The following is a 17,454-nucleotide window of genomic DNA, read 5'->3' on the forward strand; positions in this document are numbered from 1 at the left end:
AAGTAGGCGGGCGGGCAACGTAGCTGCCGATACCTTGCGGGCTACTAGTTACTTTTGCCCATTAGCTGATTTATTAACCCATTTTTCTTGGCCTGCTGCTTAACGGCGGGTACGGTATGCGTTTCAAAACCCTGAATAATCTGGTCGGCTGGCTGGTCTTTGCCATTGCCGCTGCCACTTACCTGCTCACCCTGGAGCCCACGGCTTCGTTCTGGGACTGCGGCGAGTTCATTGCCTGCTCCTACAAGCTGCTAGTGCCGCACCCCCCGGGCGCCCCCACCTTCCTGCTGCTGGGCCGCATGATGTCGCTGCTCTCGTTTGGCGACGTGACCAAGGTGGCCCCGCTCATCAATGCCCTGTCGGGCCTGAGCAGCGCGTTTACCGTCTTGTTTTTATTCTGGATTATCACCCGGCTGGCGGGCAAGCTGGTGCTGCGTGGGCACGACCTGGTGGCCGAGCACGCCGAGCCCACCATCGGCCAGCGCCTGCAGATTCTGGGCGCGGGCGTGGTCGGGGCGCTGTCGTTTGCCTTTTCGGATTCCTTCTGGTTTAACGCCGTGGAGGGCGAGGTGTACGCCATGTCGGCCCTCTGCACAGCGGCCGTGGTGTGGATAATGCTGAAATGGGAAGCCCACGCCGACGAAGCTGATTCGGACAAGTGGCTCATTCTGATTGCCTACGTGCTGGGCCTCAGCATTGGCGTCCACTTGCTGAATTTGCTGACGCTGCCGGCGCTGGGCTTCATCTACTACTACCGCCGCAACCAGACGCCGACGCTGAAAGGCGGCCTGATAGTGCTGGCGGTTAGCTTTGCCATTGTGGGCATCATTCTGGTGGGCATTATCCCCGGTTTGCCGTCGCTGGCGGGCAGCTTCGAGGTGTTTTTTATCAACACTGTGGGCCTGCCGTTCAACTCGGGGCTGTTTATTTTCCTGGTGCTGTTTGGGGCGGCCATCTGGTTTGGGTTCCGCTTGTCTTATCGGCTGAACAGCCGCCTGCTGAACACGGCGATGCTGTCGCTGGTGTTCGTGCTGATTGGCTATTCGAGCTACCTCATCGTGCCGATTCGCAGCTCGTTCCACCCCACCATCAACGAGAACAACCCCGAGGACGTGCTCTCGTTCGTGAGCTACCTCAAGCGCGAGCAGTACGGCTCGCGGCCCTTGCTCTACGGCCCGCAATTCAACGCCCAGCCCATCGGGCAGGAAGTGGGCTCGAAGCGCTACGCCCGCGACCCTAAGGCCGGCACCTACAAAGAGCTGCCTCCGACGCCGGAATACACTTACGCCGACGAGGATAAAATGCTGCTGCCGCGCCTGTACAGCTACGAGCCCAGCCACATTCAGGAGTATAAAAAGTGGGTTGATATCCAGGAGGGCGTGAAGCCGACGATGGGCCAAAACCTGTCGTTCTTGTTCCGCTACCAGATGGGGCACATGTTCTGGCGCTACTTCATGTGGAACTACGTGGGGCGCGAGTCCGACATCCAGCAAGCGGGCGTGGTGACGCCGGTGAGCAACAACAAGAACCTGCCGGCGCGCATTGCCGAGAGCCCGTCATACAATAACTTCTTCGCCATTCCGCTTATTCTGGGGCTCATTGGGCTGTGGTTCCAAAGCAAACGCGACTCGCGCGATGCCTTCGTGGTGGGGCTTTTGTTCCTGCTCACGGGCCTGGCCATCATCATCTACCTCAACCAGCCGCCGCGCGAGCCGCGCGAGCGGGACTACACCTTCACCGGGGCCACGTTTGCCTTTGCCATTTGGATTGGCCTGGGCGTGCTCGGCATTGCCGACGTGCTGGGCAAGGTGGTGAAATCGGACGGCCTGCGCGCTGCCGTGGGCGTGCTGCTGGGCCTGCTGGCTCCCGGCCTGCTGGTGGCCCAGGGCTGGGACGACCACGACCGCTCGGACCGCTACAACTCGGTGGATTCGGCTAAGAACCTGCTCAACAGTTGCGCCCCGAACGCCATTCTGTTCACCAACGGCGACAACGACACCTTCCCGCTGTGGTATGCCCAGGAGGTGGAGGGCGTGCGCACCGACGTGCGCGTGGCCGTGCTCTCGTACCTCAACACCGACTGGTACATCCAGCAGATGAAGCGCCGCGCGTACCTGTCGCAGCCGCTGCCCATCAGCATGGACGATGCCAACTACATTCAGGGTACCAACGACTACCTGCCCTACGTGCCTAACGCGCAGGTGCAGAATGTGGACCTCAAGCAGTTCATCGGCCTGGTGAAAGAAAACAGCATGCTGCTGCAGGCGCAGTCGCAGGATGGCAGCAGCATGATGTCGTTCCCAACGGCCAACTTCTTCCTGCCCATCGACACGACGGCGGTGAAAGGCTTGGGTATCATCCCGAAGGACCGCGCCGGGCAGCTGGTGCCCCGCATGGAGTGGAGCATGGGCAAGCGTGCCATCGAGAAGAAGAACCTGGTGATTCTGGACATGATTGCGACCAACAACTGGAAGCGGCCCATCTACTTCAGCAGCACCGTGGCCCCGCAGGACTACATGAACCTGCAGCCCTACTTCCAGCTGGAAGGCATGGCCTACCGCCTGCTGCCGCTGAAGGACCCCAACTACGACCCCCGCGGCTCGGACGAGGGCTTCGTGGAGAAAGACCTGCTGTATAAGCGCCTGATGAAGGACTTCAGCTACCGCGGGCTGGCTGACGCCAGCATTTTCTACGACGAGAACAACCTGCGCTTCCCCTCGAACTACCGCGACAAGTTTGCCCGCCTGGCCCAGTCGTACCTCGATGAAGGCAACACGGCCAAGGCCAAGGAAGTAGCCGATAAATGCCTGGCAGTGATGCCCGACAAGGCCATCCCCTACGACTACTACTCGCCGCTGCTGGTGCCCGCCCTGGTGGCCGGCGGCGAAAAAGCCAAGGCCGACGAGCTGATGGACACCATGACCAAGCGCTCGGAGCAGATGCTGGCCTACTACGCCACCCGCCCCGACGCCGGCCTGTTCGACGACGACCAGCGCGTGTGGCTACTGGGCTTGCAAAGCGTGTACCGCGCCGCCGAGATGGCCGGCGACAAGCCCCGCTCGGAGCGCGCAGTGAAGCTCATGCAGCAGTATTATCCGCAGTAGCCTTTCGGCTGCTTGAATAATGGCAAACGGCCGGTTCGCACCACGCGGGCCGGCCGTTTTGTTGTTCGGCAAGCTCATTTTAATACAGTTGCTTATGAAATGATGCGTGCTAGCGGCTGTATCTTTACCAAGTATTTAGCATCCGTTTCCTTTATGCAAGTGTTCTACTCCTCGTTTCTTGAAATACGCGCCACGCTGACGCGGCTGGCCGTTTTGGTGGCTGCTATCACCGTTGGCGGGCTGCTGGCGGCCCCCGCCGCACGAGCGCAGGTGCCCCAGTGGCAGCAGCTCATCTACGACCAGTACCAGCCGCGGGGGGCAACCAGCTCCACCATCAGGGCCACGGCGGTAGATGCCAATGGCGACGTGCTGGTAGCCGGAATTTTCAACTTTGAGGTGACCTTTGGGACGCACCGGCTGGCCAGCCGGGCCAATAATGAGCTGTTTGTGGCCAAGTGGCGGCCGAGCACCAGCACCTGGCTGTGGGCCATTCGGGATGGCGGCTACAACGTGACCGACGTGACGGGCCTGGCGCTGAACGGCAGCAGCGTCTACGTATCGGGCACGTTTACCAGCAATGCCAGCAGCACCTTTGCGGGTACGGCACTGCCGGGCGCGGGCGAAGCGGATGCCTTTCTGGTAAAATACACCGACACGGGCAGCACCGCTACCGGCGTATGGGCCGTGAGCGGCGGCGGTCCCGTAGCCGACGCGGGCCGGGGCGTGGCCGTGAGCGGCAACAGCGTGTACCTCACGGGCTCCTTTTCGGGCACGGCCCGCTTTGCCGGGACCTCGCTGGTATCGGCGGGTTCCAGCGACGTGTTTCTGGTGAAGTACACCGACAATGGCAGCAGCGTGGCACTCGGCTGGGCCCGGCGCAGCGGCGGCACCCGCATCGAAACCAGCGGGGCGGTGGCCGTGAGCGGCAACAACGTGTACATCACCGGCGACTTCGTAGGTCAGGCCAGCATTGCGGGTGTGACGCTACGCAGCACCGTGCGCACCGGTAACATTGAGACCCGCGACCTCTTCCTGGCGAAATATACCGACGCGGGCACTACCGCCTGGGTTACGCAGGTGGGCGGCACCGGCGAAGAATATGGCCACGCCCTGCTGGTGCAGGGCAGCGACATTTACCTGGGCGGCGAGTTTGCCAGCACCCTGACCATGGGCAGCACCACCCTCACGGCTGCGGGCAACCAGGATGCGCTGCTGGCCCGCTTCAGCGACACCGGCAGCACGGCGACGCCCGTGTGGGCCGTGCGCGACGGCGGCGGCAGCGCCGACGAGGTAAAATTCCTGGCCCTGCGCGGCAACGAGCTCTACTCCATCGGCACGTTCAGCCCCTCGACGCAGCCGGCGCCCAGCGTGGCCGGCGTGGCCCTGACCTCGGCCGGGCTGCTGGACGTGTACGTGGCCCGCTACGCCGCCGACACCGGGGCCGGGCAGTGGGCTAGAAGCTTCGGCAGCACTTTCAACGATGAGGCCTACGCCGTAGCCCCCAGTGCTACCGACCTCTACATCGCGTTTAACAACCCTAGCAGCGTGGTGGCTTTCGGGCCCAACCAAACCCTGCTGGCGACCATGAATGCCGGGGTACTGGGCCGGCTCGACCCCGCCACCGGGGCCTGGCGCGACCTGCGCACGCCCAACAAAGGCGGCCGCTCGCAGGTGAATGCCATCGCCCCCGATGCTGACGGCAACCTGCTGGTGGCTGGGCTGTTTTCGGGACAACTGGCCCTGGGCAGCACCCTGCTCACGAACGTGGGCGGGGGCGGACAGAACGACATCTTTCTGGGCAAGTGGAGCCCGGCGGCCAACGACTGGCTGTGGGCCGTGCGCGGCGGCGGCCTCGGCAACGACGAGGCCACCGGCGTGGCCGTGGTGGGCAACAGGGTGTACGTGGCGGGCACCTTTGCCAGCGGGCAGGGCTGCCGCATTGCCGGCACCAACCTGCCCGGCGCGGGCAGCACCGACGGCTTCGTGGCCGGCTACACCGACAACGGCAGCAGCGTGAGCGAGGACTGGGCCGCGGGCCTGGGCGGCAGCGGCGACGACCTGGCCAGCAGCCTGGCCGCCTCGGCCAGCGGCGTGTACGTGACGGGCACCTACACGGGCAGCGCTACGGCCGCCGGGGTGGCCCTGCCCACGTCTGCCGGCAGCACCGACATCTACCTGGCCAAGTATACCCTGGCCGGGGCTGGCGGCTGGGCCGTGCGCGGCGGCGGCACCGGTGGTGAGTGGGCGGGGGCCGTGGCTGCCAACGGCAACCAGGTTTACCTTACGGCCTCGTTTGACAGCCAGCGGGCGGCCTCGTTTGCGGGCGTGGTGCTGCCGGGGGCCGGCAGCTTCGACGTGGTGCTGGCCAAGTATGTAGACCAGGGCAGCACCGTGGCCGACGGCTGGGCCGTGAGCGCCGGCGGCCGCAACTACGAGCGCGCCCGGGCGCTGGCGGTGAGTGGCGCCAACGTGTACCTCACGGGTAGCTTCAGCTCAACCTTTGGCACGACGGTGGCGGGCGTGGCCCTGACCGGTGCTGGCAGCGATGACCTGTTTGTGGCCAAGTACGTGGACCAGGGCAGCACCGTGGCCAACGGCTGGGCGCGCAGCGGCGGCGGCACCGGCAGCGACATCAGCACGGGCATTGCGGTGAACGGCAGCTACGTGTACCTCTCGGGCACCTTCCTGAACGGTTCGCAGGGCAACACGGCCACCATTGCCGGCAGCACCATCACGCAGATTGGCGAAACCGACGTGTTCCTGGCCCGCTTCACCGACACGGGCAGCGCTGCGGCCGATGGCTGGGCCGTGGCGGGCGGCAGCGACGAGGGCCAGCTGAACGGCCCCGAGGGCAACGACTACGCGGCCACGGTGGCCGTGGTCGGCACCAACGTGTACCTGGGCGGGCAGGTGAGCGTGCCGGGCGGCATCACCTTCACACCGCCGCTGTTCAACGCCCAGCCGCCCACCTTCGGCACGCTGACAATGGAGCGCGGAGCGGGTAGCTACCCGTATTTCATTGCGCGGCTCAATGATGCGCCGGAGCCGGTGATTACGGCCCTCACGCCGGGCACGAGCGCGCCGGGCGCCACCATCAGCATCGCGGGCACCAACCTGAACGGCATTACCAGCATCACCTTCACCGGGCCCAGCGGGCCGCTGACGGTGACCACGGGCTTCGTGGGCAACGCGGGCGGCACCCTGCTCACGGGCGTGGTGGTGCCGGCCGGCGCCCTCACCGGGCCCGTGACCGTGACTGGCGCGGGCGGCACCAGCGCGGGCTTCGTGCTGCTGCTGCCGGGGCCGCGGCTGGAGGTGGCGCAGGGCGCCACCCCCTACCCCAGCGGTGGCCTAGCCTACGACTTCGGCCCGGTGCCGGTGGGCACCACTTCGGCCCCGGTCGCCTTCACCCTGAGCAACCCCGGCAGCACGCCACTGACGCTGACCAACGTGAGTGCCAGCTTCGACTTCGTGCTGAGCGGCGCGGTGCCTGCCACCGTGCCGGCCGGGGGCACGGCCACCGTGAGCGTGGCCTACGCCCCCACCCTGGCCGGGGCCCGGACGGGCACCCTCACCCTGACGTCGGCCCTGGGCGCCTATACCGTGAACTTGAGCGGCCGCGGCCTGCCCAACCCCACCGTCATCAGCCTCTCGCCGCCCGTCACGACGGTGGGCGCCACGGTTACCATCACGGGCACCAACTTCGTGGTGGGCGGCACTACCGTTACCCTCAATGGCGTGCCGCTGACCGGTGTATCGGTGAGCCTCACGCAGGGCTCGCTCACGTTTGTGGTGCCGGCGGGGGCTACGTCGGGGCAGCTGGTGCTGAGCACTTCGGGCGGCACGGCCAGCGCGGGGCTGCTATGCATTTCGTATCCGCCCACGGCGGCGGCGGTGGCAGGCTGCGCGGGTTCGGCTCTCACCCTCACGGCCAGCGGGGCCCCGGCTTCGGGCGGTACCTACCAGTGGTTTGCCACGGCCAGCAGCACGGCGGTGCTGGGCACCGGGGCCACTTTTACCACCCCGCCTTTGAGCGCGGCTACCACCTATTACGTGGCTATCGACTTTGGCGCGGCGGGCACGGGCTGCCCCAACCCGCGCACGGCCGTGCCGGTGACGCTGACGGCGGTGCCCCGGCCGACCATCGCGGCGGGCGGCCCGCTCAGCTTCTGCGCCGGCGACAGCGTGCGCCTGACGGCCAGCGGGGCCGATACCTACGTGTGGAGCACCGGCGCCACCACGCCCAGCATCCGCGTGACGACGGGCGGCAGCTACACCGTGACCGGCACCAGCACGACCACGGGCTGCGCGGGCCAGTCGGCGACAGTGGCCGTGCTGGTGCAGGCCCTGCCCGCCACGCCCACTATCACCCAGGCCGCCGGCGGGCTGCTAAGTAGCAGCGCAGTCAGCGGCAACCAGTGGTACGTGGGCGGCGTGCTCATTCCGGGGGCCACGGGCGTGAACTTCCAGGCCCCGGCCAACGGCAGCTACTCGGTGACGACGACCTCGGCGGCGGGCTGCGTGTCGGCGGCTTCGGCGGCGGCGGTGGTGGTACTCACGGGCACGGCCGCTTCTTCTTTAGCCGAGGGCTTCGGGCTGTTCCCCAACCCGGCCCACCACGCGGCCACGGTGCTGCTGCCGGCCGGGCTGGGCGCGGCACGGCTGACGCTGCTCAATGCCCTGGGGCAGACGGTGCGCTCGGTGGCGGTGAGTGGCCAGCAGGTGGCGCTGGACCTGCGCGGGCTGGCGCCGGGCGTATATGCCGTGCAGCTGGCGGCGGGCGGCCAGCGGGCCACGCGGCGGCTGGTGGTGGAGTAGCATCCAAGTTGATTTAACGGCAAACGGCCGGTCCGCACGGGGTGCGGGCCGGCCGTTTTTGGTTTGGATTCACTTATTCAACTGCCAGCCCGGCCGCGGCCGCCAGGAGCTTACTCTACCATCAGACGCAGCACCTGGCCGCCGCTGGCACTACGTAGGAGGTAGAGCCCGGGCCCGAGATGAGCTGGCAGCGTGAGCTGGAGCGGCCCGTGGGCCGGCATGACGGCCTGAGTTAGCAGCTGTCCTACGGTATTGAGCAGTTGCACGGGCTGGCCGGGCGGCAGGCCCGCTATCTGTACTTGGCCGTGGGCCGGGTTGGGCCAGAGGCTTCCTGCGGTGCCCGCCGGGGCCTGGGTGCTGGTGAGCACCGTGCCCAGTTGGGCAATGAAGCCGCTGTAGCCACTGGTGCCGCTGCCCGGCACCGTGGAGGCTCCGATGGTGAGCGTTGGGCCATAGGTGGTACCCGTTACGTACACCACATTATCCCGGCCGAGGGCCACTCCGGCGCGGTCGAGTAGCCCCGCGCCATCCAATACGTACTGCCCGCCCGACACTACGTTGGTGTAGTTACCAGCAGCATCAAGCACGGCCAGCACCAGCGTGCCATATATCGTTGGCGGTAAAGTAAAACTGCCAAACACTGGCTGGCTGCTGGTAACTCCGGTGGTGACGTAGGCATTGTTCTGAGGGTCCAACGCAACATCGCTTCCCATATCTGCCTCATACTGCGTGGCTGGGCTGGTAGCTCCTCCCTTCACCACCCAGTCCCAGGCGCCGTTGGCGCCGATTTTAGCCACAAACAGGTTGCTGCTGGGGCAGCTTAAGCTAACGGGGCCGATGGTAGCGGTGCCACTGAAAGTGCCCACAACCCGCAGGTCGCCATTGGTATCGAGGGCAATGCCGGTGCCCTGGTCGGCGCCGGGGCCACCGCAGCTGCCGGCCCATTCCCAGGTGCCGGCCGAATCGAGCCGGGCGATGAAGGCGTCATTGGTGTAGCCCTGCGAGCCGGTGCCATTGTTAGCATTGAGCAGGGCAATGGGGCCGAAAGCGGCCGCCGGGCTGGAGAAATACCCCGTGAGGTAGGCCGTGCCGTTGGGCGCGACGGCGATGGCCGTGCCGGCATCGAACGGGGAGGAGCTGGTGGAGCCGCCGCGCACGGCCCAGCGCCAGGTGCCGGCCGTGCTGATTTTGGCGACGAATACCTTACGGCCGACGGGGCTGGCGGCCAGGACAACGGGCCCGAAAGCGGCCGTAGTGCCCGAGTAAAAGCCCGTGAGGTAGACATCCCCGCGGCTATCGACGGCTAGGCTGCGGCCCTCGTCGTTGCTGTCGTAGCTGTTGCCGCCGGCCTGCCGCGCCCACTGCCAGTTGCCGTTGGGGTCGAGCTTGGCTACTACGATATTGCTTTCGGTGTAGCTGTTGGGCACGCTGGTGGTGGTGAGGGTGGCGGGGCCGAAGGTGGCCGTGGGGCTGTTGAAGTCGCCGGTGAAGTACACGTTGCCGGCAGCATCCACGGCCACGTCGCGGCCCCGGTCGTCGAACTGGCCGCCTGCCCGCACGGCCCAGAGGTAGCGGCCGGCGGCATCGCGCTTGGCCACCACCACATCCGAATAGCCGGCGCTGCGCAGACTGATGGCGCCCAGGGTGATGGTGCGCTTGAAATACCCGGTGAGGTAGGTGTTGCCGGCCGCATCGCTGCCGATGGCGCTCAGCCGGCTTTCGCCGAAGCCAGTGGCGCTGCCCGCCCGCCGGAAGGTGCCGCTGGTATCGAGCTGGGCTACCAGCACGTCGCGCTCGCCCAGCAGCTGCAGGGGCAGCGGGCGGAAGGTAGCATCGTCGTTGCTGAGGTAGCCGGTCAGGCTCAGGGTGCCGCCGGGGCCGGTGGCAATGCTTTGGCTGTAGTCGCCGCTGTTGGTGGCCCAGTCCCAGGCGCCGGCCGCCGACAGCCGCGCCACGAAGGAATTGCCGGTGGTGGTCGAGAGCATGTGGGGGCCAAAGTAGGCAGGGTAGCCGTAGTAATAGCCCGCCACATAGATGTTGGCGTCGGCATCGAGGGTCAGGCCGCGCGCCTGGGTGTCGGTTTTCTGGATGCCCCCCATCGTGGTGGTGCCCCGGCCACCGGCTTTCAGGGCCCACTGCCAGGCCCCGGCAGGGCTGAGCCGGGCCACAAACATATCGTTGGTGGGTTGCAGGAAGGCAATGTTGTTGGGGTTGGAATTGGCGAGCGTGATGCTGCCCAGCTGCACGCTGCTGCCGGCAAAATGGCCCGCGATAACCACATTGTCGTTGGCATCGACCGCCAGGGCGCTGCCGGCGCAGGTGTAGGCGCATTGGCTGCCGACGGCCCACTGCCAGCTCCCGCCGGTACTCAGCTTAGCCACCAGCAGGTTGGACTGCCCGCTCAGCGGCACGCTGATGGTGCCAAAGGTAGCCGTCGGGTACGCCGACAGGCCGGGCGTCGCGCCCAGCAGGTACACGTTGTCGGCCGCGTCGAAGGCCAGGGCGGTGGCGGCGGTGCCGCCGGCCAGGGTGGCGCCCTGCCAGCTGCCGCTGCCATCAAGGCGGGCCACAAAGGCGCTGGCCGTGGGGGTGGCCGCCAGGGTGGTGGGCCCCAGGGTGGCGCTAACGATGACGCTACCGCCCACGGCAACGCGGGTGCCGGCGCGGTTCACGGCCACGCTGCGGCTGCGGCCGCCGGTGCCCTGCCGGGCCCATTGCCAGCTGCCGGCGGCACTAAGCCTGGCTACGAAGGCCCCGCCGCCCGGCAGAACGGTGCTGCCAAAGGTGGCGCCGGCCGCGCCCAGGGTGCCGGCCACGTACACGTTGTCGTTGGCGTCGAGGGCCACGTCGGCCAGCTCGTCGTTCGGGCTGGTGCCGATGGCCTGCGCCCAGAGCCAGCTGCCGGCCGGGCTCATCTTGGCCAGGAAGGTGCCGGGCTGGTTGGGGCGGCTCGTGAGCTGGGTGGAGCCAAACACCAGGTCGCCCTGGAAGGCCCCGACCACGTAGGTATTGCCCTGCGAGTCGACGGCCAGCTGGTTGCCCTGCCCCCACCCGCCGCTGGCGCCTTCGCCAAACCGCTCGGCCCGGGTGAAGGCCCCCTGCGCCCGGGCGGGCGGGGCCAGCAATACGCTCCAGATAGCCAGCAGGGCCCATAGCCAACGGCCGGCGGAAAGTATACTTTTGCTCATGCGAAAAGCAGTGAAAGGATAAGTGCACAAGGTACTACAGGCGGGCCACAGTGAGGCTGCCCGGTGGCGGCCGGGCAGGCGCCGCAAACGGCGGGCTTACCATACTACGGTAACCGGCCGGCGCGCACGAGGGGCGGACCGGCCTTCTGGGTTTTGCTCGACTGCGTCCTGAAGGCGCTCGACTGTTCCTCGGGCGTGCTCGACTACGTCGCGGGGACGCTGGACGGCATCTTGGGTGTGCTGGACGGTGTCGCGAAGATGCTGGACTGCCTCCCGGACGGGCTGGACGATGCCTCGGATGGGCTGGACAACCCCACGGGGGCGCTGGACGATGCCTCGGGCGGGCTGGACAAGGCCACGGGGACGCTGGACAGTTTTTTGGGGAGCAAAACCGGGGGTATTGCGCTGATTGGGGGTTTGTTTGCTGATTTGTGGGGTTGGAATAGCGGAGGGTAGGGAGAATATGGTAAGAACGTAGTACATTTCAGCCATCTATTCACCCTTACAACTGTTTACCTCATGAACGCGAAAGAAACAGCCATCTATAACAGCGGCCACGATGTGGGCCTGGCGGTGGCCGATTACACGAAAGAATTGAATGATTTTCCGCCGCTGAAGGCCGCCAATGTGACGCGGGGCGAGCTGGTGGACGCCATTAAGGACAAGACGGAAACGCAGGATACGAACACGACGGCGGCGACGACGGACAAGGAGCTGCAGCGGGAGAAAATGGCGGTGGCGACGGATGTGCTGTCGGCGCGGGCGGTGGGCTATGCACTGGATACGAAGCAGCTGGGATTGAAGCAGGCGTTTACGCTGACGTATGCCGACGTGCGCTACGGCGATGCGGACGAGGATGTGAACCATGTGCGCGAGCTGGTGGCGAAGGTGCAGGCTTTGCCCCAAACGGTGCGCGAGCTGTACCGGCTGACGGATGCGGTGATTCAGGCCCCGGCTGATGCAGCCGATGATTTTGAGAAGGCGGATGATACCAAGACCAGTGCCAAGGCGGCCCCGCGCCTGGCTACGCTGGCGCTGCCGGAATTGCTGCGGCAGCTAAGCGCCGTGCTGCTAGTGATGAAGAGCTTGATTAAGGGGCAGCGCACCGATACGGACAAGAACTTTCAATGGCCGGCGCTGCATGCGGCGTTCACGACGGCGAACAAGCGCCGGGTGGTGGCGTCGAAGAAGCGGCCCGTGGATACCAAGCCGCGCCTGGTGCGCACGCTGCCGCTGACGGTGGGCGATGGGCAGCCGGTGCGGCTGGCGAACACGAACTATGGGGCAGCTTACACGCTGACGGTGGAAAACCAGTCGGCCAACGACTTACTGCTGTGGATGGCGCAGAAAGACGGGGCCCAGACGACACCGGGCCTGTGCCCGGCCGGGGCCGTGACGGTGCTGATGCGGGCCGACATTGGGCCGGCGACGGCGCGGTACCTGACGGTGCAGTTTGTGGGCGAAAGCGGTGGGCAGGCGACGGTGCAGGTGCGGCGGGTGGTGACGGAGTAGATTGAGGCACATACCTTAGCCTTCAATTTACAACAGGACTCATTATGGAAGTCATCAAAAACTTCGGCATCCTAACATCCATCGCATGGAATAGCAATGGTTGGACAAAAGACCCCAGCGCTGCAGACTTAGCCAAGGCGAAGTACGACTTTGTTAAGGAGAATGCGCACGAACACGAAAGCATCAATTTTGGTCATGAGATTTATCCGGCTGAAGAGGACGGCTCTTATATCGGTTATTCGCCTATACTGAACAGGACTCCGGATAAAGAGAACTCCAAGTATGTCAGCGCAATTTTCTTTTTAAGCTCTGATTACCGCCATCAGAACAGAAAGTGCATTGTAGGCCTCTATGGCTTTCCTGAAATCGGCTGGGCGCAGCGCGAAGCGAAGCATCCCATTTTCAAGACTTATGATGGAGGAAACATTCGTGCTCATGTCGACAACATCATTTACTTTCAGAATCCAGTGGTCATCGATGACCGAAGTGTCATCGATGATAAATTATTGCCAATAGGCAAGTTGATTTCGAAACAGGGTTTCAATTATCTGCATTCCGACAATGTATTCAATATCTTGTTGGCAGCAGTCAGGCTAAATCCGGCTAATACCAAGCTGGCAACCTTAGTCAGAAAATTTCCGACAGACATTGACTTCTTCAACGAACTCATTGATGGAGGAGAGGCTCATGATTTTCTTGAGAACAAGGAAGCAGACTCCCTTGCTGGCATAGCCGAATTGGAGAGGAAGATGCAAAAGCTACGTCCTCAAGTGAAGGAAAGAGTTTCGGCTTTCATCGAGAGAGGTGCCATTGCTGGCAAAGTTAAAAGCCTGACCGGCCATAAATGCCTGATGTGTGAAGCATTGGGCTTGAATCCAATTGGCTTTTTAAAGCGAGATGGTGTTCCATACGTTGAAACGCATCACGTCACTCCCGTTTCAGGCCTTACTGTGGGTGGACTAGGTTTAGCCAATATTATTACTCTTTGTGCAAATCACCATCGACAGATGCACTATGGCAACACTGAGCTTATTAGTCAAACGAAAACCCTTTTTGTGTTTTCCATTGACGGCAGTAAAGTCGAAATAAGCAAAATACGGGTTTCGTAGTTTAATCTGCACACCGGAATGCAAGCCGGTTCGCATTACGCGAACCGGCTTTTTCGTTAGCCCCCTTCCCTACTTTCCCGTAGCTTAGAACCTATGCCGCGTCTTCTGCCCCTATTGCTCCTGTTGCTCCTGCCGCTGCTGGCGCTACTGCCCGCCGCCCCGCGCCCCGATTTCGCCGGCCTCTACCGCGACCAGCCGCGCCTGCGCCTCGACACCCGCCGCGAGGCCGACAGCCTGCGCCTCTACCTGCAAGTGCCCGCCGACACGCGCCTCACGCCCGGCCGTTCCCTGCTGCTCACCGCCTGGCCCGCTTATGAAGCCAAGCAGCCGCAGTGGCAGGACAGCCTGCCGCGCCGCCGCTGGCACCCGCGCCCGCTGCCCGGCGGTGAGACGCTGCTCAGCTTCTGCCTGCCCATCACTAAGCTGCCCGCCGGCACCGTGCTGCAAATTCAAATCGGCAATGAGGTAGCCCCCGGCGGCTACCAGCCCGCTGAGCGCACGGCCTGGCTTACCCTTACGCCCGAGCGGCTGGCCCGGCCCTTCGTGCTCACCGATACGCTGGGCCTGCCGCTGCTACGCTCCTACGTGCGCACCACGGAGGTCTTCGGCGTCGAGAGCTTCGGGCTGATGCAGCCCGTACGCTGGACGCGCTACGACCTCAAGCCCGCCCCCGCCCTGCCGCCCATGACCGACCCGCGCACTGTGCCCGCCGGCCCCCGCGTGCTGCCGATTCTCGATTCGGCCACGGCCCAGCCGGGGCAGCTGTTTCGCTTCGGGCAGCCGGGGCTGTATGCGCTGCGGGTGGGCGGCGCGGGGGGCGTGCCGCGCCGCACGGTGGCCGTGCTGGCCGCCGAAAATGAATATCCGGCCCTCGTCACCGCCCCCGAATTAATTGAGCCGCTGCGCTTCCTCACTACCAGCAAGGAGCGGCAGGCACTGAGCAGCGCCGCCGAGCCCAAGCGGGCCGTCGACCAGTTCTGGCTCGACATCGCCAAGGGCAACAAAACCCTGGGCAAGGAGCTGATACGCCGCTACTACGGCCGCGTGACGGCCGCCAACGACCTCTTCGCCGCCCACAAGCCCGGCTCGCTCACCGATATGGGCCTGCTCTACACCGTGCTGGGCCCGCCGCCCAGCGTGCGCCGGCTGGCTAACGGCGAGGAACGCTGGTTTTATCCCGAGGCCAGCCGCGACGGCGGACCGGTTACCTTCACCTTCCGGCCCAAGCCGAGTACCTTTGCCCCCGATTATCACGAATTAGTGCGCCGCCCCGAGTACGAATTGCTCTGGTATGCCGCCGTAGAGCAATGGAGAACCCCCTCGACCGCCCCGAACGCCCCCGCCGCACCCAGAAACCGGTAGCCGGCCGCCGTTTTTACGACTCGCAAAACCGGCAAGTCACGCCCAAGCAGTTCCGGCCCGACCGCCAGGCCGGCCTGGGCGATGAATTCAGCGACCGCCCCGCCCGCCCCCGCGGCCGCGGCGGCTCCGACAACCAGCCCGAGGGTAGCGAGCGCCGCTTCGGCAACGACCGGCCCGACCGCGGCGGCGACCGGCCGCCCTTCCGCGAGCGCGACGACCGCGGCGGCCGGGGTGGCGACGACCGCCCGCGCTTCAACCACAAGCCCGCCGCCGACCGCAGTATCGACATGCTCTTCGGCCTGCGCCCCATCCTGGAGGCCCTGAATGCGGGCCGCACGCTGGAAAAGATTTTCCTGCTGCGCGGCACCAAGAACAGCCTCGTGTCCGACATCTCGGAGCTGGCCCGCGCGGCCGGCATCCAGGTGCAGCTGGTGCCGGTGGAGAAGCTCGACGGCCTGACCCGCAAAAACCACCAGGGCGCGGTGGCCTTCGTGTCGCCCATCGACTTCGCCCCGCTCGATAGCATCGTCTCGACGCTGTTTGAGGAAGGTAAAGTGCCCTTCCTGCTGCTGCTCGACCGCATCACCGACGTGCGCAACTTCGGCGCCATTGCCCGCACCGCCGAGTGCCTCGGCGTGCAGGCGCTGGTGGTGCCCAGCCACGGCGCCGCCCAAATCAACGGCGACGCCCTCAAAACCAGCGCCGGCGCCCTCAACCTGCTGCCCGTGTGCCGCGAAAAGGACCTGCGCGACACCGTGCGTTTCCTCAAAGACAGCGGCATCACGGTAGTGGCCTGTACCGAAAAAGCCGACGAAGCCGTGGGCGCCCACGAAATCGATTTCTCCGGCCCCGTGGCCGTGCTCATGGGCTCGGAGGAAGACGGCATCTCGCCCGAGCTGCTGCGCCTGGCCGACGTGAAGCTGAAAGTGCCGATGGCCGGCCAGATTCAGAGTTTGAATGTGAGCGTAGCCGCCGGGATTATGCTGTTTGAGGTAGCCCGCCAGCGCGTGACCACGGAGGAGTAGAACGATAAACTCCCCTCCTGCCAAGGAGGGGATGTTGCGCCGCAGGCGCAACGGGGGTGGTTAGGCCTGCCGCGCCGGTTGCGCCACTAATCAAAAAGGCCGTGAAGCGAAGTGCTTCACGGCCTTTTTTTTGTTGTTCGGGTTTTGTTCTAACGGCGCTGACGGCCTAACCACCCCCGTTTTTGCTGCGCGAAAACATCCCCTCCTTGGCAGGAGGGGAGTTTGTCGTTCTTAATTATACCCGGCACCCTTCTTGGCCTTCACATCGGCCACGAAGTCCTTCACTCGCTGCTCCTCCGAGCGCTTGCAGATGAGCAGCACGTTGTCGTACTCGGCCACGATGTAATCTTCGAGGCCCTGCACCACCACCAGCCGCTCGGAGGGCGTTTTGATGACGCAGCCGCTGGTGTCGTAGAGCAGCACGTCGCCGCTTACCACGTTGTTGTTCTCGTCCTGCTCGCCGATGCGGTGCAGCGAGTCCCAGGTACCTACGTCGCTCCAGCCGAAGTCGGCGGGCAGCACGTACACGTTGTCCGCCTTTTCCATCACGCCGTAGTCGATGCTGATGTTGCGGCAGCGCGAGTAGGCTTCGCTGATGAAGGCTTCTTCCTGCGGGGTGCCCAGCTGGTTGGCGCCTTCGTCAAATACCTCGGCGATATCGCTCAGGTACTGGTGCAGGGCGTGCACAATCACATCGGCGCGCCACACGAAGAGGCCGGAGTTCCAGAGGAAGTCGCCGCTGTCGATGAACATCTTGGCCAGCTCCAGATTCGGCTTTTCGGTAAAGGTTTTCACCTTGTGCAGCTGGCCGCCGGGCAGGCTCTGGTCGTCCATGTACTGGATGTAGCCGTAGCCGGTATCGGGGCGCGAGGGCTTGATGCCGAGCGTAATGAGAACGTCATCTTGCCGGGCAGCCTCTACGGCAATGCGGATGAGGCGGCGAAACTCGTCTTCCCGCAGCACGGCGTGGTCGGCGGGCGTCACGATAATAGTGGCTTTGGGGTCGCGCTGCGCAATGCGGTAGCTGGCGTAGGCGATGCAGGGCGCCGTATTGCGGCCGATGGGCTCGCCCAGAATCTGGTTGGCGGGCAGGTCGGGCAGGTGTTCCTGCACCAGGTCGGTATAGTCGCGGTTGGTCACCACAAACACGTTTTCGGGCGGGCAGATGCCGGCAAACCGGTCCACGGTAAGTTGGAGCATGGAGCGGCCCACGCCCAGCACGTCGTGAAACTGCTTGGGATGATTGGTGCGGCTAAAGGGCCAGAAGCGGCTGCCAATGCCGCCGGCCATCACGATGAGATAAGTGCTTTGCAAGATGGTAAACTAGTGAAATGGC

Annotated in this window: 9 protein-coding genes; 7 read left to right on the plus strand and 2 right to left on the minus strand. The window is 64.9% G+C overall.

Features of this window, described 5'->3' with window-relative positions; genetic code table 11:
- The first annotated feature begins 116 nt into the window (after positions 1-116).
- Both Q5H93_RS07400 and Q5H93_RS07405 read left to right on the plus strand, forming a co-directional pair.
- Entirely contained in the window at positions 117-3,104 is a 2,988-nt protein-coding gene (locus tag Q5H93_RS07400; RefSeq protein ID WP_305005870.1) for a glycosyltransferase family 117 protein, read from the plus strand.
- Positions 3,105-3,257: 153 nt separating this feature from the next.
- Complete coding sequence (locus Q5H93_RS07405) at positions 3,258-7,922, plus strand: beta strand repeat-containing protein (RefSeq protein ID WP_305005871.1); 4,665 nt, start codon at positions 3,258-3,260, stop codon at positions 7,920-7,922.
- Positions 7,923-8,032: 110 nt separating this feature from the next.
- Here the strand turns inward: Q5H93_RS07405 and Q5H93_RS07410 are convergent, their stop codons facing one another.
- Complete coding sequence (locus tag Q5H93_RS07410) at positions 8,033-11,110, minus strand: SBBP repeat-containing protein (protein ID WP_305005872.1); 3,078 nt, start codon at positions 11,108-11,110, stop codon at positions 8,033-8,035.
- A 153-nt stretch (positions 11,111-11,263) separates the two neighbouring features.
- Here Q5H93_RS07410 and Q5H93_RS07415 point away from each other — a divergent pair, with 153 nt between their 5' ends.
- From Q5H93_RS07415 to rlmB, 5 genes are all read left to right on the plus strand, one after another.
- Positions 11,264-11,566: a hypothetical protein gene (locus tag Q5H93_RS07415; RefSeq protein WP_305005873.1), complete on the plus strand. Its 303-nt coding sequence runs from the start codon at positions 11,264-11,266 to the stop codon at positions 11,564-11,566.
- Between the two features lie 63 nt (positions 11,567-11,629).
- Positions 11,630-12,622, plus strand: coding sequence for a hypothetical protein (locus Q5H93_RS07420; protein ID WP_305005874.1), 993 nt, complete (start codon positions 11,630-11,632; stop codon positions 12,620-12,622).
- A gap of 44 nt (positions 12,623-12,666) precedes the next feature.
- Positions 12,667-13,731 carry an HNH endonuclease signature motif containing protein gene (locus Q5H93_RS07425; RefSeq protein WP_305005875.1) on the plus strand — a complete coding sequence of 355 codons (1,065 nt, stop codon included), beginning with the start codon at positions 12,667-12,669 and terminating at the stop codon, positions 13,729-13,731.
- 114 nt (positions 13,732-13,845) lie between these two features.
- Positions 13,846-15,093, plus strand: coding sequence for a GWxTD domain-containing protein (locus Q5H93_RS07430; protein ID WP_305005876.1), 1,248 nt, complete (start codon positions 13,846-13,848; stop codon positions 15,091-15,093).
- Entirely contained in the window at positions 15,039-16,118 is a 1,080-nt protein-coding gene (gene rlmB, locus Q5H93_RS07435) for a 23S rRNA (guanosine(2251)-2'-O)-methyltransferase RlmB (protein ID WP_305005877.1), read from the plus strand. Before Q5H93_RS07430 ends, rlmB begins: the two co-directional genes overlap by 55 nt.
- A gap of 231 nt (positions 16,119-16,349) precedes the next feature.
- Here the strand turns inward: rlmB and Q5H93_RS07440 are convergent, their stop codons facing one another.
- Positions 16,350-17,432, minus strand: coding sequence for a mannose-1-phosphate guanylyltransferase (locus Q5H93_RS07440; protein ID WP_369810994.1), 1,083 nt, complete (start codon positions 17,430-17,432; stop codon positions 16,350-16,352).
- Positions 17,433-17,454 lie beyond the last annotated feature (22 nt).

The organism is Hymenobacter aranciens (assembly GCF_030580865.1).
Lineage (GTDB): Bacteria > Bacteroidota > Bacteroidia > Cytophagales > Hymenobacteraceae > Hymenobacter > Hymenobacter aranciens.